The 19869-nt window shown below is 36.6% G+C and carries 19 protein-coding genes and 3 pseudogenes; 21 read left to right on the top strand and 1 reads right to left on the bottom strand.

Annotation, left to right across the window (positions count from 1 at the left end; translation table 11 throughout):
* Window positions 1-22 precede the first annotated feature (22 nt).
* Window positions 23-433, bottom strand: a pseudogene (locus tag RRF69_RS10505) (DUF2141 domain-containing protein).
* A gap of 592 nt (window positions 434-1025) precedes the next feature.
* Between RRF69_RS10505 and RRF69_RS10500 the strand changes: the two are divergent.
* The 21 genes and pseudogenes from RRF69_RS10500 (at window position 1026) to RRF69_RS10400 (ending at window position 19767) form a co-directional block, all read left to right on the top strand.
* Complete coding sequence (locus RRF69_RS10500; protein ID WP_316939739.1) at window positions 1026-1652, top strand: GNAT family N-acetyltransferase; 627 nt, start codon at window positions 1026-1028, stop codon at window positions 1650-1652.
* Window positions 1639-2832 (top strand): argininosuccinate synthase, encoded by a 1194-nt coding sequence (locus tag RRF69_RS10495; protein ID WP_316939738.1) that lies wholly within the window; start codon window positions 1639-1641, stop codon window positions 2830-2832. The genes RRF69_RS10500 and RRF69_RS10495 overlap by 14 nt, the downstream gene beginning before the upstream one ends.
* 59 nt (window positions 2833-2891) lie before the next feature.
* The gene (gene argC, locus RRF69_RS10490) at window positions 2892-3875 is read left to right on the top strand and encodes an N-acetyl-gamma-glutamyl-phosphate reductase (RefSeq protein ID WP_316939737.1); all 984 of its coding nucleotides are present in this window, start codon (window positions 2892-2894) and stop codon (window positions 3873-3875) included.
* A gap of 28 nt (window positions 3876-3903) precedes the next feature.
* Window positions 3904-4704, top strand: coding sequence for a pyrroline-5-carboxylate reductase (gene proC / locus RRF69_RS10485; RefSeq protein WP_316939736.1), 801 nt, complete (start codon window positions 3904-3906; stop codon window positions 4702-4704).
* Window positions 4701-5828 carry an aspartate aminotransferase family protein gene (locus RRF69_RS10480; protein ID WP_316939735.1) on the top strand — a complete coding sequence of 376 codons (1128 nt, stop codon included), beginning with the start codon at window positions 4701-4703 and terminating at the stop codon, window positions 5826-5828. The genes proC and RRF69_RS10480 overlap by 4 nt, the downstream gene beginning before the upstream one ends.
* Window positions 5825-6777, top strand: a pseudogene (locus RRF69_RS10475) (acetylornithine carbamoyltransferase). The gene RRF69_RS10480 and the pseudogene RRF69_RS10475 overlap by 4 nt, the downstream one beginning before the upstream one ends.
* A gap of 12 nt (window positions 6778-6789) precedes the next feature.
* Window positions 6790-7566: an acetylglutamate kinase gene (argB, locus tag RRF69_RS10470; RefSeq protein WP_316939734.1), complete on the top strand. Its 777-nt coding sequence runs from the start codon at window positions 6790-6792 to the stop codon at window positions 7564-7566.
* Window positions 7567-7568: 2 nt separating this feature from the next.
* A complete protein-coding gene (locus tag RRF69_RS10465) occupies window positions 7569-8645 on the top strand; it encodes a M20 family metallo-hydrolase (RefSeq protein ID WP_316939733.1) in 1077 nt (358 codons plus the stop codon).
* A 54-nt stretch (window positions 8646-8699) separates the two neighbouring features.
* Window positions 8700-9978: pseudogene (argH, locus tag RRF69_RS10460) on the top strand (argininosuccinate lyase).
* A gap of 205 nt (window positions 9979-10183) precedes the next feature.
* On the top strand, window positions 10184-13498 hold the full coding sequence (locus RRF69_RS10455) for a hypothetical protein (protein WP_316939732.1): 3315 nt from the start codon (window positions 10184-10186) through the stop codon (window positions 13496-13498).
* A 2-nt stretch (window positions 13499-13500) separates the two neighbouring features.
* On the top strand, window positions 13501-14013 hold the full coding sequence (locus tag RRF69_RS10450; RefSeq protein ID WP_316939731.1) for a hypothetical protein: 513 nt from the start codon (window positions 13501-13503) through the stop codon (window positions 14011-14013).
* A 45-nt stretch (window positions 14014-14058) separates the two neighbouring features.
* Window positions 14059-14202: a hypothetical protein gene (locus tag RRF69_RS10445; protein ID WP_316939730.1), complete on the top strand. Its 144-nt coding sequence runs from the start codon at window positions 14059-14061 to the stop codon at window positions 14200-14202.
* Window positions 14203-14208: 6 nt separating this feature from the next.
* Complete coding sequence (locus tag RRF69_RS10440; RefSeq protein ID WP_316939729.1) at window positions 14209-14658, top strand: hypothetical protein; 450 nt, start codon at window positions 14209-14211, stop codon at window positions 14656-14658.
* A 185-nt stretch (window positions 14659-14843) separates the two neighbouring features.
* Window positions 14844-15086, top strand: a complete 243-nt coding sequence (locus RRF69_RS10435; protein ID WP_316939728.1) for a hypothetical protein — start codon at window positions 14844-14846, stop codon at window positions 15084-15086.
* A gap of 1 nt (window position 15087) precedes the next feature.
* Window positions 15088-15450 carry a hypothetical protein gene (locus tag RRF69_RS10430; protein WP_316939727.1) on the top strand — a complete coding sequence of 121 codons (363 nt, stop codon included), beginning with the start codon at window positions 15088-15090 and terminating at the stop codon, window positions 15448-15450.
* A gap of 78 nt (window positions 15451-15528) precedes the next feature.
* Window positions 15529-15936, top strand: a complete 408-nt coding sequence (locus RRF69_RS10425; protein ID WP_316939726.1) for a hypothetical protein — start codon at window positions 15529-15531, stop codon at window positions 15934-15936.
* Window positions 15937-15944: 8 nt separating this feature from the next.
* Entirely contained in the window at window positions 15945-16430 is a 486-nt protein-coding gene (locus RRF69_RS10420; protein ID WP_316939725.1) for a hypothetical protein, read from the top strand.
* A gap of 321 nt (window positions 16431-16751) precedes the next feature.
* Window positions 16752-17846 (top strand): hypothetical protein, encoded by a 1095-nt coding sequence (locus tag RRF69_RS10415; RefSeq protein ID WP_316939724.1) that lies wholly within the window; start codon window positions 16752-16754, stop codon window positions 17844-17846.
* Between the two features lie 147 nt (window positions 17847-17993).
* Window positions 17994-18593: an REP-associated tyrosine transposase gene (locus tag RRF69_RS10410; RefSeq protein ID WP_316939723.1), complete on the top strand. Its 600-nt coding sequence runs from the start codon at window positions 17994-17996 to the stop codon at window positions 18591-18593.
* Window positions 18594-18955: 362 nt separating this feature from the next.
* On the top strand, window positions 18956-19219 hold the full coding sequence (locus RRF69_RS10405; protein WP_316939722.1) for a hypothetical protein: 264 nt from the start codon (window positions 18956-18958) through the stop codon (window positions 19217-19219).
* Window positions 19220-19503: 284 nt separating this feature from the next.
* Window positions 19504-19767 (top strand): hypothetical protein, encoded by a 264-nt coding sequence (locus RRF69_RS10400; RefSeq protein ID WP_316939721.1) that lies wholly within the window; start codon window positions 19504-19506, stop codon window positions 19765-19767.
* Window positions 19768-19869 lie beyond the last annotated feature (102 nt).

The following is a 19869-nucleotide window of genomic DNA, read 5'->3' as shown; positions in this document are numbered from 1 at the left end:
AGGTCATGAATATTTATAAATTCTATAATCGAACTTCTAAAACAATATTTTTATCAGCAACTGTAAATTTAGCATTTTCATAGCGAGGTGGACCGTAAGACATTGAATTATTTGACGCACCATAATTTTCAAGAGGCATCCCATTGGGCAGAAAATCCATTTTTTGATTCTCATTTGCATCCTAGTAGCATAACACAGCATATTCCCCTGGATTCACATTTTTAAAAACAACAGCTGAACGCCCATCTGTAATTTTTCCAACCGCGCTTTGTAAAGATTGCAGTCTAAAATTGGCCTTATTATACAGACCTACCCTTACAACTCCTTTGTCTGAAGGGATTTTTTTTATATGTACAATAATTTGTTGTTGAGCAAACAACTGGTTAGATACAAAAAGTATTACACCAACTACAATGGTAAGTATAAGTTTCATTTCTTTCATTTTGATGACTCAAAGATGCGAATTTTACAAAACCACTTATAACAAAGTATACTCAACTGTTGTATTTTCAGGATGAAGTGTCATTGTTTTCGATAAATCCCCAATCCAACGAGCCATTAACCTCTATTGATATCCTAACTAATTTTAACAATTCACATTTTCACTTTATAAAAAATAAATTAAATTAAATTTTAGATTGAATAAAATGCTAAAATCATAAAAGTTTAAAAAAAACCATCGATAAAAGGTTCTCAATAGTCAATTATATATATATTTGGGACCATGATAACAAGTATATACAAAATACAATCAATAAATCCCAGTTTGCGCTGTCGCAAACCCATGCGCTAATTCTTCAAGATAGCAACCTACGATTTATTCTATTATTATTTTTTTATCATGTCAACTTTACCTATTCTTTCCAACCATCCAAATCGAGTTATTCTTCCTAATACGATGAATAGGTTACCCCGTATTTTTACGCGTCGCCCTATGGGTGCTACTAAATTATAGAATTAGGTGCGTCCAATTCTGCTCTTCAAAACAATATATCAAATCTTTTAAATATAAAAATCTCAATTCAATGCAAATTGTAATTGCAAACAAATCACATAGTATCTATGCAGAAATTATCTGCAATACCATCGAAGAGGCTTCGAAAGTAAGAGGAACTGGAATTGCTAAGCGAAAACCAGAATACATCATTTCCAAAATGGAAAATGGCAATGCAGTGATCGCTTTAGATGAGGATCAATTTGCAGGTTTTTGCTACATAGAAGCTTGGGGGCACGGAAAATTCGTTGCCAATTCAGGATTAATAGTACATCCGAATTACAGAAATATCGGGTTGGCAAAACAAATCAAACAAGTTGTTTTTAATCATTCGAGAACCAAGTTCCCAGATGCAAAAGTATTCAGTATTACTACAGGATTAGCAGTAATGAAACTCAATAGCGACTTAGGCTATAAGCCAGTAACCTTCTCAGAACTTACCGACGATCAATCTTTTTGGAAAGGTTGTCAAACCTGTAAAAACTACGATGTATTAACCCGCACTGAACAAAAAATGTGTTTGTGCACTGGTATGTTGTACGACCCAAAAACCAAAAAATCCGAACCCAAAAAGGAAGTCAAAGAGACCGTTTTTAAACGATTGAAAAACATAAAACAACACCTATTTCTAAAAAAAAACAACAATGAAAAACAATAGCAAAGGTAAATTAGTAATCGCCTACAGTGGAGGACTCGATACCTCATATTGCGCAGTAAGTCTTAGCAAAGAAGGATATGATGTACATGCAGTAAGCGTAAATACAGGAGGATTTTCAGCTAAAGAAATAGAGAGCATTGAAAAAAATGCTTATCAAATGGGAGTTTCAACCTATAAAAACATTGATGCTGTTGCTACTTTTTATAAAAAAGTAGTCAAATATTTAATCTTTGGAAATGTATTGAAAAATAACACCTACCCCCTTTCTGTTAGTGCTGAACGAATTATTCAGGCCATCGAAATTATCGAGTATGCAAAAAGTATCGATGCCGAATATATTGCGCATGGAAGTACTGGAGCAGGAAATGACCAAGTACGATTTGATATGATTTTTCAGACCTTGGCACCTCATATTAAAATCATCACTCCCATTCGAGATGGAAGCTTAAGCCGACAAGAAGAAATTGCTTATTTAAAAGAAAACGGAATTGATCTTTCTTGGGAAAAAGCCAAATACTCTGTAAACAAAGGATTGTGGGGAACTAGTGTCGGAGGTTCGGAAACACTGACTTCCGAAAATTCATTGCCAGAAACTGCCTATCCCTCTCAATTGAAAGCAGATGGAGAAGAAAAGATAAAATTGACCTTTACGAAAGGAGAACTAACTGGACTCAATTATGTAATTGACAGCCCAGAAAACAACATTGAAAAGTTAAATACGATTGCATCAAAATATGCAATTGGAAGAGATATTCATGTTGGGGATACCATTGTAGGAATGAAAGGTAGAGTCGGTTTTGAAGCTGCTGCAGCAATGATTACCTTGAAAGCACATCATTTATTAGAAAAGCATACCCTTACAAAATGGCAGTTGCAACACAAAGAATATTTGGCAAGTTTCTATGGAATGCATTTGCATGAAGGTCAGTACTTAGATCCAGTGATGAGAGATATGGAAGCCTTTTTTGAAAGCTCACAAGACAAAGTCTCCGGAGATGTCATCGTAACTTTAAAACCGTATCATTTTTCTCTGGACGGAATTGTTTCTAAACACGATTTGATGGACTCTAAATTCGGAAGTTACGGCGAAGAAAACAAAGGTTGGACTGCTGATGAAGCCAAAGGATTTATCAAAATTATTGGAAATCAGAATAAAATATATCAACAAGTAAACACATAATTGAAGATGCATCGAGTTGGATAAACTTGATAGGTCTAAAATTTAAAATTTGAAATCACATGAAAAAATTAGAAATAGGAATTATTGGAGGCGCAGGCTATACTGCGGGTGAGTTGATTCGATTGCTTTTACAACATCCCAAAACAAATATCAACTTTATCTATAGCACATCCAATGCAGGCAATAAAATCTATAAAGTTCATCAAGATTTAATTGGAGATACCGAAATCAGTTTTACCTCAGAAATCAATTCAGAAGTGGATCTTTTATTTTTGTGTTTAGGTCACGGGAACTCGACCTCTTTTTTGGCAAATAACACCTTTTCTAAGAAAACAAAAATCATCGATTTGAGTAATGACTTCAGATTGGTTGCTGACAAAAATTTTGAAGGAAAAGAATTTGTTTACGGGTTGCCAGAAACCCAAAGAGAAGCGATTCAAAAAGCAAATTACATTGCTAATCCAGGCTGTTTTGCAACGGCATTGCAATTGGCAATTTTACCTTTGGCTGCCAATAAATTACTGAGTAATGACATTCATATCAATGCCGTGACAGGAGCTACTGGTGCAGGGACTTCCCTATCCAACACCACTCATTTCACGTGGAGAGACAATAACTTTTCTCATTACAAAGCCTTTACCCATCAACATTTGGGTGAAATTTATCAAACAGTAAATCAACTACAATCCGATTTTGACAGTGAAATCAATTTTGTTCCCAATCGCGGGAATTTTTCAAGAGGAATTTTTGCTACTGTCTACACACACTATAACGGAACGATTGAAGATGCAAAAAAAAGCTATAAAAACTTCTATAAGGAGGCCGCTTTTACTGTTGTTTCCGATGAAGAAGTGCATTTAAAACAAGTCGTCAATACCAATAAGTGTTTGATTCATTTGATGAAACACGATAACAAATTATTAATCACAAGTAGCATTGACAATTTATTAAAAGGTGCATCTGGGCAAGCCGTTCAGAATATGAATTTAATGTACGGGTTTGAAGAGACCGAAGGGTTGCAATTAAAAGCAACCTACTTTTAACTAATTTCAATTGTAAAAAATAAAAATTATGAAAATAGCAATCATAGGAACTGGAAATTTAGGAAAATCCATTGCAAAAGGGCTAATTACCAACAATGCGATTACTTCCCTCTATTTAACCAAAAGGAATATAGACTCCATTGCTGAATTTGATGGTTACAAAAATGTGTACCTAACAATAGATAACGAAGAAGCAGTCGCTAAATCAGACATCATTATATTTGCAGTGCAACCTGCCCATTTTGAACAGATTCTACAGCAAATAAAACCAATATTAACCGAAAAACATGTCTTAATTTCGACCATTACCGGTTTTTCAATTTCAAAAATAGAAGCCCTTGTAGGAATCGATACGGTTATTATTAGAGCAATGCCCAATACGGCTATTGCTGTCGGAAAATCGATGACCTGTTTGTGTTCAAACCTCCAAGGAGAAAAACGAATTGGAATCGCTGAAGCCATTTTCAACAGATTAGGGCATTCGTTGAGCATTCCTGAAACGCAAATGCAAGCTGCTACAGTAGTCTGTGCCAGTGGTATTGCCTTTTGGATGCGATTGATTCGCGCAACTACCCAAGCAGCCATCCAGCTAGGATTTGATGCCAAAGAAGCACAAGAATTGGCAATGTTTACCAGTGAAGGCGCAGCCAATTTATTAATCAAAAACGGGAATCATCCCGAAGAAGAAATTGACAGAGTAACCACACCACAAGGCTGTACTATAGAAGGGTTGAACGAAATGGAACACAAAGGGCTAAGCTCTTCTTTGATCCAAGGAATGGTTGCCTCTTTCAATAAAATTCACAGCATCAAAAAAGATCAGATATGAGTTTATTCAATGTATATCCTTTGTTCGACATTACTCCTGTAAGGGCAGAAGATGTTTTTGTGTATGATGAAAACGACACACAATATTTAGATTTGTATGGGGGTCATGCCGTAATTTCAATTGGGCATTCTCATCCTCAATATGTCAAAAACATTAGTGATCAGGTTGCCAAAATGGGTTTCTATAGCAACTCGATACAAAACCCCCTTCAAGTTGAATTGGCAAGCAAATTACAAGCACTTTCGGGCTGTACAGACTACGAACTATTTTTATGCAATTCGGGAGCAGAAGCCAACGAAAATGCATTGAAATTAGCTTCTTTCCACACCAATAAAAAGAAAGTAATTGCATTTAAAAACGGTTTTCACGGAAGAACTTCGGCAGCGGTAGCTGCTACAGACAATTCAAAAATAATTGCTCCGCTCAATGCCCAACAAGAAGTTGAAATCTTAGAATTGGGAGATTTGGTTGGCTTAGAAAAGGCCCTCGCAAAAAATGACGTCTGTGCTGTGATTATCGAATTTATTCAAGGTGTGGGTGGTTTGGACGAAAGTACCGCAGAATTTTACGAAGGAATTGATTGGCTTTGCAAAAAATACAAGGCTTGTTTTATTGCAGATGAAGTTCAGTCGGGATTTGGAAGAACCGGTGACTTTTTCGCCTTTCAAAAATTCAACGTAACTCCAGACATTATTCCAATTGCCAAAGGAATGGGAAATGGTTTTCCAATTGGAGGAATTTTAATTCACCCAAGCATCAAAGCATCCTATGGACTATTGGGAACAACTTTTGGAGGAAATCACTTGGCATGTATAGCCTCGTTGACCGTTTTAAATGTACTTGAAGAGGAACGATTGATGCAAAATGCCTTAGAGGTTTCAACGCATTTCTTAAAGAAATCCTTAACTGTTCCAAAATTAAAAACCGTTAAAGGCCGAGGATTGATGTTGGGCTTGGAATTTGATTTTCCAGTAGCAGAACTTCGAAAAAAACTCATTTACAATCACCACATCTTTACTGGAAGTGCAAAGAATCCAAATGTACTAAGAATCCTTCCGCCACTCACAATCAAAAAAGAACATCTGGATCAGTTTTTTGATGCATTAATCAGTGAATTATCATGAAAAAATTTACCCATATAGACGATATTGACAACCTCCATACCTGGATTGAAGAGGCGATTGCACTTAAAAAAATCCTTTACAAAATCTTGAATTAGGAAAAAATAAAACCCTCGGGTTGTTGTTTTTCAATGCCAGTTTGCGAACGCGATTGAGCACCCAAAAGGCAGCATTGAATTTAGGAATGAACCCCATTGTAATGAATGTTTCTGGCGATGCATGGGGCATTGAATTTGGAGAAGAAGCCATTATGAATGGAACCACCGCAGAACACATCAAAGAAGCAGCAGCAGTCGTTTCTCAGTATTGTGATATTATTGCGGTTCGTGCATTTCCAACTTTGACAGACAAAGAAAAAGATGAAAGCGAACACGTTTTGACGTCCTTTTTAAAATATGCCACTGTGCCTATAGTGAATATGGAAAGTGCTACAGCGCATCCTTTACAAGGATTGACCGATGCAATTACCATAGCAGAAAACAGCACACAGCAGAGACCAAAAGTAGTATTGAGCTGGGCACCACATATCAAAGCATTACCTCATGCAGTAGGAAATAGTTTTATACATACCATGCAAAAAATGGATGTGGAATTTGTAATTGCAAATCCTGAAGGCTATGATTTGAATCCTGAAATCACCAAAAACACTCCAATATTTCACAATCAAGAAGAGGCCTTTAAAAATGCCGATTTCATCTATGCAAAAAACTGGAGCTCTTATGAGGAGTATGGAAAAGTGATCGAAATAGCTTCAGACTGGATGATTAGAAAAGACACTATTGGAGTCGCAAAATTCATGCATTGTTTGCCTGTGCGAAGGAATGTAGTCGTAGAAGATGCCGTTTTAGACAGCAATCATTCCTTGGTGATCGCACAAGCAAATAACCGAACATTTGCAGCTCAATTGGTTTTAAAGAAAATACTGGAAGGAATGGATTGTCAAACAACATAAATGGTTCTTAAAATGGAAAAATTAGCTATTGTTAAAATTGGAGGGAATATTATCGAAGACGAAACTTCTTTGGTGGAGTTTTTGAATTTATTTTCGAAAATTGAAGGAAAGAAAATTTTGGTACATGGGGGCGGAAAACGTGCAACTCATATAGCCTCCAAGCTCGGAATTGTATCCAAAATGGTAGCGGGAAGAAGAATTACCGACAAAGAAACTCTGGAAGTCATTACCATGGTCTATGCAGGTTTGGTCAATAAAAATATGGTGGCAAAATTACAAGCCAATCAGATCCATGCAATTGGGTTGACAGGTGCAGACCTGAATAGTATTCAATCAGATAAAAGACCTGTCAAGGATATTGATTTTGGGTATGTGGGAGATGTCAAAAAAGTAAATCACACTGCCATCGACCAATTGATCGCAGCCAATTTCACTCCTGTATTTTGTGCAATTACCCACGATGGAAACGGACAATTATTGAATACCAATGCAGACACCATTGCCAGTCAGCTAGCGGTTGGAATGAGTGCACTGTACGAAACCTCACTTTATTACTGTTTTGAATTGAATGGAGTATTGAAAGATTTTAACGACAAAGATTCTGTCATCAAACACATCAATGCGCCCATCTACAAACAACTCATCGAAGAAGGAAGTATTTCTGATGGAATGCTTCCCAAATTGGAGAATTGCTTTGATGCCTTACAACAGGGAGTCACCCGAGTATACTTGGGAAACACATCCATGCTTAGTCAAGAAAACGATACCTATACCACAATCTCATTATAGCTATGAAAATTAACGATCTTACACAAAAAGCCATTTCTCTTTTAAAAGAATTAATCGAAACTCAATCTTTTTCATCCGAAGAAGAGCAAACAGCACAACTCATCGAGCAGTGGTTTACAAGCCATCACATTCCTTTTCAACGAACTAAAAATAATGTTTGGACTACCAATCAACATTTTGATAAAAACAAACCAACGCTCCTACTCAACTCGCACCACGATACCGTAAAACCAAATTCAGCCTACACCAACGATCCTTTTAAGGCAATTGTTGAAGATGGAAAATTGTACGGTTTGGGTAGCAATGACGCTGGAGGATGCTTGGTGTCTTTGATTGCTACCTTCACTTATTTTTATACTTTCAAGGACTTGAAATACAATTTGGTGATTGTGGCATCTGCAGAAGAAGAAAGTAGTGGAGCCAATGGACTGAACAGTATGTTACCCATCATCCCTCCGATTGATGTCGCCATAGTTGGCGAACCCACTTTAATGAACCTTACCATTGCAGAAAAAGGCTTGGTGGTATTTGATGCCGTTGTTGAAGGCACTCCCAGTCATGCAGCACATCCGAATACCGACAATGCCATTTACAATACGATTGAGGTATTGAAATGGTTTCAAGAATTTCAATTTGAGAAAACATCCCAAGCTTTGGGAGATGTTAAAATGACCGTTACCCAAATCAAAGCTGGAAGTCAACACAATGTAGTCCCCGCTCATGTCGATTTGGTGATTGATGTTCGGGTGAATGATGCCTACAGCAATGAAGAAATTGCACAGATATTACAAGAAAAATCGCCTTGTACAAAAATCACTCCAAGGAGTTTGCGTCTTAACTCTTCCGCTATTTCTCCAGAACACGATTTGGTAAAAGCAGGACTCGCAATTGGAAGAAGCACCTATGGCTCGCCTACATTGTCTGATCAAGCGGTACTGAGCTGCCAATCGCTCAAACTGGGTCCTGGAGATAGTACCCGCTCACATTCTGCCAATGAATTTATTTATCTTTCAGAAATTGAGGAAGGAATAGAGCTCTATATCAAATTGTTAAACAAGTGTATTCTGGAGAATCAATAAGTAGTAAATATTTATCAGCGGTCAATTATTAATCATACAATTAAACAGTACAATATGAAACTTTGGGACAAAGGATTTACAATAGACAAACAAATAGAACTGTTCACCGTAGGGAACGACCGAGAAATTGACATGCACATCGCTAAATATGATGTACAAGCGTCTTTGGCACATGCCATCATGCTGGAATCAATTGGCATCATTACTGCTGCAGAATTGACAGACTTGAAAAGAGGTCTAGGCGAACTTGCTAGTGACATTGAAAATAAAAAATTTATCATTGAGGAATCATTTGAAGACGTACACTCAAAAATAGAATGGGAATTGACCAATAAATTAGGAGAAGTAGGTAAGAAAATCCACACTGCACGTTCTAGAAACGATCAGGTTTTGGTAGCGCTTCAACTGTATTATAAAGAGAATTTAGCCGTTGTCAACACAAAGGTAGCCCTGGTATTTGATACCCTTTTAAATTTAGCAGAAACACACAAAGAAGCTTTGTTACTCAGGCTATACGCATTTGCAGGTTGCCATGCCTTCCTCTTTTGGCTTGTGGTTTTCTGCCTACGCAGAACTGTTGATTGACGATGTACACATGCTCAATGCAGTAGCAAAAGTGGTTGATCAAAATCCTTTGGGCTCAGCGGCAGGTTATGGAAGCTCCTTCCCTATCGACCGAGAATTGACCACCAAAGAACTTCACTTTTCTACTTTAAAGTACAATGTAGTAGCAGCACAATTGAGTAGAGGAAAAAGCGAACGATCCATTGCTGCGGCCTTAGGGGGATTGTGCAATACGCTAGCCCGTTTTTCGATGGATGTTTGTTTGTACATGAGTCAGAATTTTGGTTTTATTAGCTTTCCAGACGAATTGACCACGGGAAGCAGCATCATGCCTCACAAAAAAAATCCCGATGTCTTTGAATTGATTCGTGGGAAGTGCAACAAAATACAGGCTTTGCATACCGAAATGTTACTCATCACTAACAACCTACCCACAGGATACCATAGAGATTTTCAGCTGCTAAAAGAAAACATCATCAATGCTTTTGAGGATGTCAAAGATATTTTGGACATCTTCAATTACGCCATACAGCAAGTCATTGTCAAAGATATTGATTTGAATGATGAAAAATACCAGTATCTCTTTACGGTAGATAGCATTAACAATCTGGTCATAGAAGGCATGTCGTTTAGAGAAGCCTACCAACAAATTGGAGGGCAAGTGCAAGCCGGTAGCTACACACCTGATTTAGGTAAAAAACACTCTCATGTGGGAAGCATACACAATTTATCATTGGATAAAATTAGAGCAAAATTTCCGAATCCATAAAAAATCTAAAAACATTTTTTAATACCAAACCGAAACTTCACAGTTTCGGTTTTTTTATGGGTTTATGTTAATTTTATATTTGTTTTTTTACAAAATATTTATAACTTGCATTGATAATCTAAATAACAGGAATGGGGTTGAACCGTTGTTATCAATAAATACATCAATAACTGTGAGAAAAATAAATGTCGTCGCAAAAAATCAAATGAAACAAAGAGCAAAACAATTTATAACGCTACTTTTCTTGACTTTTAGCCTTTTAACAAGCGCTCAAATATATCCAGTACAGGTAACGCCACAGCTGATACCGCCCCATAGTTTAAAACTCTCGCATTACCAAACTACTTCCAGCGAAAAACTATTTGTAAATCTATTATTATCCGACACCCAAGAGTTAGGACGGCAAGTACGCCTTAAAATGTATATAGAAGGACAAGGCTTAAACATACAGACCTTAGATTTTGTTGCAGGAGCAACTCCTATTTTTTTAGATGGAGGTATTAACCAACGCTTGTCTAATTTAGATTTAAGACCCTATTTTAATCTCAATAATCTTTTAGGACTCTCGCCACAGCAATACAACCAAGCCTTACCCGATGGACGTTACAATTTTTGCTTTGAGGTGTATGATTTCCTCTCTGGACAACGATTGTCTCGGAAGAGCTGTTTCCCTGTATATTTAATTCTCAACGACCCTCCCATTTTAATCAAACCTCAGCGAGGGGATCAAATTGTACTTAAAAACCAGTTGAATATTTTTTTTGAATGGCAATCGCGTAGCACCACGGCGACCAATCTGTCTTATGAATTCGAGATACGAGAATTGTGGGACGAGCAAATGGATCCACAAGCCGCTTTTTTAGCCTCTCCTCCTTTATACAAAGAGACTACACGAGCCAATGCTTTTTTATATGACAATACTAAGCCTGCCTTATTACCCGATAAAACCTATGCGTGGCGTGTTCGGGCAATTTCCACTTCGGGTATTGACGAAAATGCAGTCTTTAAAAACAATGGCCATAGTGAAATTTTCCATTTTAGGTTAACCAAAGATTGTGATACACCTAAATTTCCACTCTCTGAAGCTACCAACCAAAGTACTGTAAAAATCAACTGGCAAGGAAATTTTGAGCATAATAAATACCACGTACAGTACAGAAAAGTTAGCTATACTCAAGAAACCGACAAACAACGCAAAAGACGAGAAAAGAAAAATAAAAAACGTGCCAGAAAAGGACAAAAACAAAAAGATTATGTTCCTAAAAAAGAAAAACACCAATGGTTTGAGGTGTATACCTCTAACGAGCAGGCACAGATTTCTAATTTAGAGGCTGGAGTTACTTACGAGTTTAGAGTGGGTGGCACCTGTAGCTCCTTGGCTTCTTTAAACCAGTATTACTCCTACACGAGTGAAAACCAGTTTACCATGCCTACCAATGAAGAAACGGTAAGCTACAACTGTGGTGTAGTACCCGACATACAAATAAACAACCAAACCCCATTACAAAATATAGGCGTAAACGAAACCTTTACCGCAGGCGATTTTCCTGTTACTGTTAAAGAAGTACAAAATAATGGTGGAAAATTCACAGGAAAAGGCTTTATAATAGTACCCTATTTAGCAGATACCAAATTGGCTGTTGCTTTTGAGGGGATTACTATCAATACCGACTACCAATTGGTTGATGGGGTGGTAAAAACTACTTATGATCCTGATTGGGAGAACGTGGAAAGTGTAAAAGCTGCAGTACGAGAAATAAAACAGCTTATAAAAGATATTTTTGAGGCCTTAAAGAAAAAGCAAGAAGACGCAACACTAAGCGAGGAAGAAGTCCAAGAAATTAAAGAAGATCTCTCTAAGCAAGAAGCCAAGCTTACTCAGGAAGAAGAAGCTCTTAAAAAAGTGAGAGAAGCTTTAGATAGTGCAAAACAGAAAGCTGACAAAGAAGCCATAGCTGTTGCCGAAAAGGAGATCGCTCAAAAAATATCTACGGTTGCGCAAGTACAAGAAGCGGTAAACAACATAGCCCAAAAATTGGGTGTAGGCACTTCCGATGGCACTGTGGGCAACGGAGACGGCTATTTTGACGGCAGCTATAGCTTTACAGACCCATCAAATGAAATTGTTGTTCCTGATGGTGAGCGTATTTCCATACCAGTTGACCAAGCCTTGCGCGATACCCTTTTTGTAAACAAAACCTTTACGTTAGAGCGCAAACCCTATCGTATTGTCATCACAACCGATACCAGCCCTAAAGACAAACAGCAACTTGCAAGGGAGCTCACCAACAACCCCGAGGGCACCACATTGCACTACCACTACGACTTTGCACAAAACCAACTGTTTTATAAGGTTACTTTCTCGGATGGTTTTTTTGGGGATTTAAAGGGTGAAATCGCTGAGGTAAAAAGTTTACATAAAAACGCCATTAGCAATCTTATTGAACTAGATCGTACTCCCAAAAACCTAAGTAATGATATTTTTAAGGCGGTATTGGAGATCAACCGATTGTTTAGCAGTTTTATTGATGGCATCCAATTGCCTGAATGTTTTTGGAATCCTTCTGTAGAGGTAGCTTGCCAAAGCGTTTTTAGGCTAAGTATCAAACCAAATAATGCGGGTATTATTGACGGTATTGCTGAGGAAGTAAAAGGGATTCCACTTCTACTAAGTTTATACATTGAATATCGTTTTGATGAACAAGCTAGAAAACGAATTCATAAAGCTCTTGACGATTTTGAGTTTAAAAAAGCGCTGGAGAAATGGGTAGAAAGTAAAGTTGACCAATACAGTGGTTCTTCTGAAGAAATAAACTATCAAATCCACAAAGATTTAGTAGCCGTAACTACGACTTTTGTTTCTGGAGGTATTTTGAATTTGTCTAAAACCAAAAAAGGAGCTAATTTAGTTGAAGACTTAGCAAAAGGCGTAAAACGCTGGGGAGATGAAACGGGAGGTTATTTAGCTAACGTAACCCGATACAGGCAGCTGTTCAAAGCAGGAAAAGTTAAAGAACTGTTTGAGGAGTTCAAGAAAACCCATGCTCCACCTGAACTCGGAAAAACTATACGGCGAAACCACAGCGATGTGAAAGTTGAATATCATCAAAGATATGGCAAAAACGCTACGAATTATCCACATTCAACGGCACACTCAATTACCCGTTTTGAATTGGCAGAAACGGCCTATTTTGCTCGGTTACATATAAAAGGACAAAAACCTACTAGATGGCTTACGCGCATAGAAGATTTTAAGGCATTTAAGGGAAATATTAAGGAAATAACCGAAAAGCTGGCGCTACCGGGTGAACCTACCCATTTTTCATTGGTAGAAGTCCCCAAAGGCACAAGCTTGCACAAGTCGGTTGCGGGACCGCAAAAGTGGTACGATAAGAATAAAAATCTTATGAGTAAACCTGAAGGCGGTGCGGTACAGTATGAGGTGTTGGATTGGGAAAAATTGGAGGAAATTACAATTCGAGACAATTGGTTTAAAGAGGTTGGAAGAATAAATAATTAAGAATGGTAAGATTTGTGAATGTAAATTGTAAAACAAGAATATATAAAAGCAAAGGATTAAAAATTATCCTTCCAGACCTCATAGTCCACTATATTGAATATAAGCAATACATAATTATAAACATACTTAGTGGACTTGTTAATTCAAGTTATGTTAAAAACGGAAAGTGGAGAGGTGGCTATGTGGAAGGAATTAAAAGTGAATATTCTTACGAAGGCGGCAATGTCTTTTGTTATGATGCAAAGGGAGCTTTGCTATGGCAATGGCATGAGAAGGGAATTACGGGCATGCGCTTGGTGGATCAGGAATATATTGAAGAGCAAAGGCGATCAATAAACACTAGTAGAGAAACGTTGTTAGAAAAGGGCTATTCGGAAGATAAAATAGTAGCAAAAGATTACGTGAATCCCTTACTCCACCCCGAGGGGCAGATAGAGTTATTTAACGGGATAGGTATGGCTCATTTAGTAGAAATTGCTACAGGCAAGGAGTTGGACAGGTGGGAAACGAGGTAAAGGTTTTCTCCTTTTTCATTGGTAGAAGTCCCCAAAGGCACAAGCTTGCAGAAGTCAGTTGCGGGACCGCAATATTGGAAAGCTGTAAATAAAAACAGGTCTGGCGGTGCGGTACAGTATGAGGTGTTGGATTGGGATGAACAAAAAATGGTAAAATGGTATAAAGAAATTGGAAAAATAACACATTAAACATATATGATTAAAGTTAGAAAAATTGATTATAAGACAGTTGAATTTGGAGAGAGTATTATCAAAATGCCAGCAAGAATTTACCAAATGATTACCTATAAAGAATTTATAATTTTGTGTACAATAGTAGGAGAAAGAGATATAGAGTACGACATATACTTAAAGACTGGTAATTATTTCGGAGGAAAACATTACAAAAAACAAGGCAATGTCTTTTGTTATGATGCAAAGGGAGCTTTGCTATGGCAATGGCATGAGAAGGGAATTACGGGCATGCGCTTGGTGGATCAGGAATATATTGATGCCATTAACAAAGAACATCCAACTGCAGACAAAAACTGGGTGGGGCTATTCCTCCCCGAGGGGCAGGTCATTTTATGCCATGCAGGGCCCAGTTATGATTCTTTAGTAGAAATTGCTACGGGAAAGGAGTTGGACAGGTGGGAAACGCGGTAAAGATTTTCTCCGCTGCGCAAAGTCTCTGACTTAGCGCAACTAAAAAAAGCATAAAATGAAATGCAAATTTTGAAGTATCAAAATGAATTTGAACAAAAAATTAATGAGAATTATATAAGCTCAAAGTCGGGAGACTTTGCGCAGCTGGGAGATATTGGGTTACCAAATCAGAATTAGATAATTTAATGAGCAAAGGAGTCAACTTTGAGAGTAAATCAGGTTTGCCTTTAGGTAGTATGGCAGATGAGTATGATATTTATAAAATTACTGCAAATCAATCTTCTACTACATACCGTAGTACAATTGCTTCTACCAATCAAAGAGGATATACTACAACTGGCGGTACACAACAAACGCTTGTTTTAGATAGAAGCACTTGGACTGCACCAGTAAAATATAACACTCAATCATTTATCCCTGACTTTTAAGATGAATATTCAAAAGCAATTAGAAACAATAAATTCTTTAGAAATAAATGAAAGAATAAATTACATAAATGATATATTAACAATTGTTTATAAGTTTGAGAATTTGAATAATGATAATGAACTACAAGGTTTAAGTATTCTTGATTGCTTGAAAGAAATCCGCTTATCAAGGTTTGTTGAATCAGATATGGATTTAAGATTACTTGATGGAGCATTGATTATTGCTCGTAGTTTAAAAAATCACAACAAACGCTTACTAGAATTACTAAATGATGCTATTTATTATTCAAATTACTATCCTGAAAAATATAATAAATCAGAATTAAAAAAAGAGATAGCAAAAATAGAAAGCTTTAAAGCGTAGCCACATTTTTATTAAAAAAGTCTTTGAACCCATGCTCCACCTGAACTCGGAAAAACTATACGGCGAAACCACAGCGATGTGAAAGTTGAATATCATCAAAGATATGGCAAAAACGCTACGAATTATCCACATTCAACGGCACACTCAATTACCCGTTTTGAATTGGCAGAAACGGCCTATTTTGTTCGGTTACATATAAAAGGGCAACCACCTAAAGAATGGCTTATGCGCATAGAAGATTTTAAGGCATTTAAGGGAAATATTAAGGAAATGACCGAAAAGCTGGCGCTACCGGGTGAACCTACCCATTTTTCATTGGTAGAAGTCCCCAAAGGCACAAGCTTGCACAAGTCGGTTGCGGGACCGCAATATTGGAAAGCTGTAAATAAAAACAGGTCTGGCGGTGCGGTACAGTATGAGGTGTTGGGGTATGGTTCTAGTCCGCCAAAAGAATGGTTTAAAGAGGTTGGAGAGATAATAAATTAAGCTAAAAAATGAATATAAAAATTGAACATAACATTGCAATTATCAATAGGGAAAAAGTAATACTTCCTGAAAGGATTGATGAATTTTTAATTTTCAGGGATATGGTAGTCTTGTTGGTTTATCCTTCATCATTAGATATTGATTGGGGAACATCAGGCGATAAAGAACGATGGCTGTCCAAATTTAATTGGGAAGGCGGCAATGTCTTTTGTTATGATGCAAAGGGAGCTTTGCTATGGCAATGGCATGAGAAGGGAATTACGGGCATGCGCTTGGTGGATCAGGAATATATTGAAGAGCAAAGGCGATCAATAAACACTAGTAGAGAAACGTTGTTAGAAAAGGGCTATTCAGAAGATAAAATAGTAGCAAAAGATTACGTGAATCCCTTACTCCACCCCGAGGGGCAGATAGAGTTATTTAACGGGATAGGTATGGCTCATTTAGTAGAAATTGCTACAGGCAAGGAGTTGGACAGGTGGGAAACGCGGTAAAGATTTTCCCGCTCCGCAAAGTCTCCTGACTTAGCGGCGCAAACCAAAAAGTTTGACCCGCTGCGCAAAGTCTCTGACTTAGCGCAACTAAAAAAAGCATAAAATGAAATGCAAATTTTGAAGTATCAAAATGAATTTGAACAAAAAATTAATGAGAATTATATAAGCTCAAAGTCGGGAGACTTTGCGCAGCTGGGCAAGAAAAATACCGAAAGGAACAACTAACTCCTTTATGGATTATAGTACGAAACGAAATATGTTTTTCTTATTTCAATTAAAACATCTATTTAATTACCAATTTCAAAATCCAAATAATTAACTATGAAAAAACAAAGATTAAATAATAGAATTTTCATATTACCAATACTTTTACTGGTAAGCATATATTCATGTAAGGCACAAAATATTAGTGATAGTGAACGGCTTACATATACTTTGGAAAACTACGAACATTGTTTGTTTTATAGCGACCAATTAAACAAAAATGAAGGAATTAATTTAAGAAAATTAAACTGTGGAGGGTATCATATTTATAAAAGAGATTATACAAAAAAAAGTATAGGACTATTATTAGAAGTAATAAAAAAGAGATATTCAAATGAATATATAAAAGAAATTTCTAAAAAAAGAGTGCTTATAAATTACAAATCAAGATTAGAAGAAATATCAGAAAAACTAAAAGATAGTGCTAATTTTATGTATGGAAAGAGGTTTAACAGAAGACAATATACTGGATATAAAAAGCAGAAAGTAGAATTAGAAAAATTGTTATCAAGTGAACAGCCTGACACAATACCTGATTATAAAAGACAGTTAGATAATAAGTACAATTATTATTGGAACTATAAAATATCAAATTCACTGATTTATGCAGTTGCATTTGTTGAGGAACAGGATAAAGCCATTATTTTTTTAAAAGAACTTTTAAAAGATACTACACATATTAGTGGTTCTGCAATAAAATTATCATTAGCAAAACTTAAAGTAGAGCCATATTATACCAATCAATTAGCTAAATTAAAAGAAAATGTTGATTATATCCTTTCAAACAAAGATGGGGATAATCGTGAGAACTCTTTAATAAATATCAAATCTGCTTACCCCAGAGCAGGACTATTACTTACCAAAGAAGCCATACTTGTCTACTCTAAAGTATTAGAGGCAAAATACTTTGACACAATTGACCATGGGGATGTTTCAGAAAGTTCAATTCCAATACGAACATTAGACTATCTATTAGATTTAATTAATAATAGTGATTTTCAAGACTATTTTAAAGAAGAAGATGGCTTTCATAAAAGTTATCTTGAATGCACGAAAGCAGATGTTGAATGGGTAATAGAGTGGTTTAAATCAAATAAAGATAAAATAGAAATAAATAAGGAACATATACCTTCTTTATATAGCCATTTATAGTATGAAAATAATTAAAACTTAAGCCCCGCTCCGCAAAGTCTCCTGACTTAGCGGCGCAAACCAAAAAGTTTGACTACGTCGAATCTTCGATTTCCCGATTTTGAGGCACATAAAAAACGAAAAGATAACTAGAAAAAAAGACAAAAATTGAAAGAAGGTTACATTATACGAGATCAAGAAAAAATACATTTTATAACAGCTACAGTAGTAGATTGGGTAGATGTATTTACGAGAAAGTCTTATAGAGATGTAGTTATAGAAAGTTTGGCGTTTTGCATAGAGAAAAAAGGAATGTTGTTATACGGTTATGTAATAATGAGTAATCATATCCATTTAATAGTGCAATCTAAAAAAGGTAAACTTTCAGATTTAATAAGAGATTTTAAAAAGTTTACTGCCACAAAAACATTAGAAAAAATACAGACAGAACCTGAAAGTAGAAGAGAATGGATGTTAGAACGTTTTAAAAAAGCAACAGAAACACATAGTAGAAATAAGAATTACCAATTTTGGCAATATGGTAATCATGCAGAAGAAGTGTATTCACACAAATTTATGTGGTCTAAGCTAGATTATATTCATTTAAATCCTGTTCGTGCAGGAATTGTAGAGAAAGCATCACATTATAGATACTCTAGCGCAAGTAATTATTTAAACAGTGAAGGTTTAGTTGCTATAGAGATTGTAGATAATCCAGTTATAGATATTTTAAAAAAAGCGTCAATAACAAAATATAATCAATATTAAAAGATGAATTTAAATGAGAATAGAGGTTAGAAATTAAATGGCTCAAAGTCGGGAGACTTTGCGCAGCTGGAGAGTTTGCTAAAGAAAATGATTTATTCCCCCTCTGCTAAGTCAGAAAACTTTGCGGAGCAAACCAAAAAAGTCTCGGTAACAAGGTCGCAAAAAGAAAAGTTCTCAACAAAAACAGGACTGGCGTTGAGACGGCTTACAATTGTATGACTCAAAGTTAGGAAATCGAAGATTCGACGTAGTCAAAATTTGCGCAGCGGATGATTATATTAGCGAATTATCTGAAAGGGAAATTATAGAATATTTTAAACAAGAATATGGAAAACAAGAAACCTCGGAAAAAAGTTTCGGAAATGACACGAGCAGAACGACTAGCACTGATAGCGTTCAAGAGCGTGATGGAGGATCGAAAAGCGGAAGCAGAAGCGGAAGCAAAAGCGGAAGCGAAAGCGAAAGCGGAAGCAGAAGCAGAAGCAGAAGCGGAACAAACCTACCTAACGGAAGCGCACAAGAAAAACTCGGAAGCAGCGATGGCTTACTGGGAAAGTATCGATCCTTCAAAAGTGGATTGGGAGAAAGAAGTAGAGAGGCAGAAAAAAAACGCAACACACAATTAACTACCCAAGAAAAAGAAGATTTAGAAAAGTTTTATACTAGAAAGTTTGCTAAAGAAAATGATTTATCCCCCCTCTGCTAAGTCAGAAAACTTTGCGGAGCAAACCAAAAAAGTCTCGGTAACAAGGTCGCAAAAAGAAAAGTTCTCAACAAAAACAGGACTGGCGTTGAGACGGCTTACAATTGTATGACTCAAAGTTAGGAAATCGAAGATTCGACGTAGTCAAAATTTGCGCAGCGGATGATTATATTAGCGAACTTACACTTCAAGAAAAAATACAATATTATGAAACCAATTTCGAAAGAAGAATTTCAGAAAATGTCGGAGAACGACATGGCGAGATTAATAGCGCTGAAGAACGTGTTGGATCGAAAAGCAAAAGCGGAAGCGGAAGCGGAAGCGGAAGCAGAAGCGGAACAAACCTACCTGACGGAAGCACACAGGAAAAACACGGAAGCAGTGATAGCTTACTGGGAAAGTATCGATCCTTCAAAAGTGGATTGGGAGAAAGAAGTAGAGAGGCAGAAAAAAAACGCAACACACAATTAACTACCCAAGAAAAAGAAGATTTAGAAAAGTTTTATACTAGAAAGTTTGCTAAAGAAAATGATTTATCCCCCCTCTGCTAAGTCAGAAAACTTTGCGGAGCAA

It is taken from the genome of Polaribacter sp. HL-MS24, from assembly GCF_032758595.1.
In the GTDB taxonomy this organism is placed as follows: domain Bacteria; phylum Bacteroidota; class Bacteroidia; order Flavobacteriales; family Flavobacteriaceae; genus Polaribacter.
The sequence above is the reverse complement of the archived record's forward strand: the minus strand, read 5'-3'. Positions and strand labels throughout refer to the sequence as shown.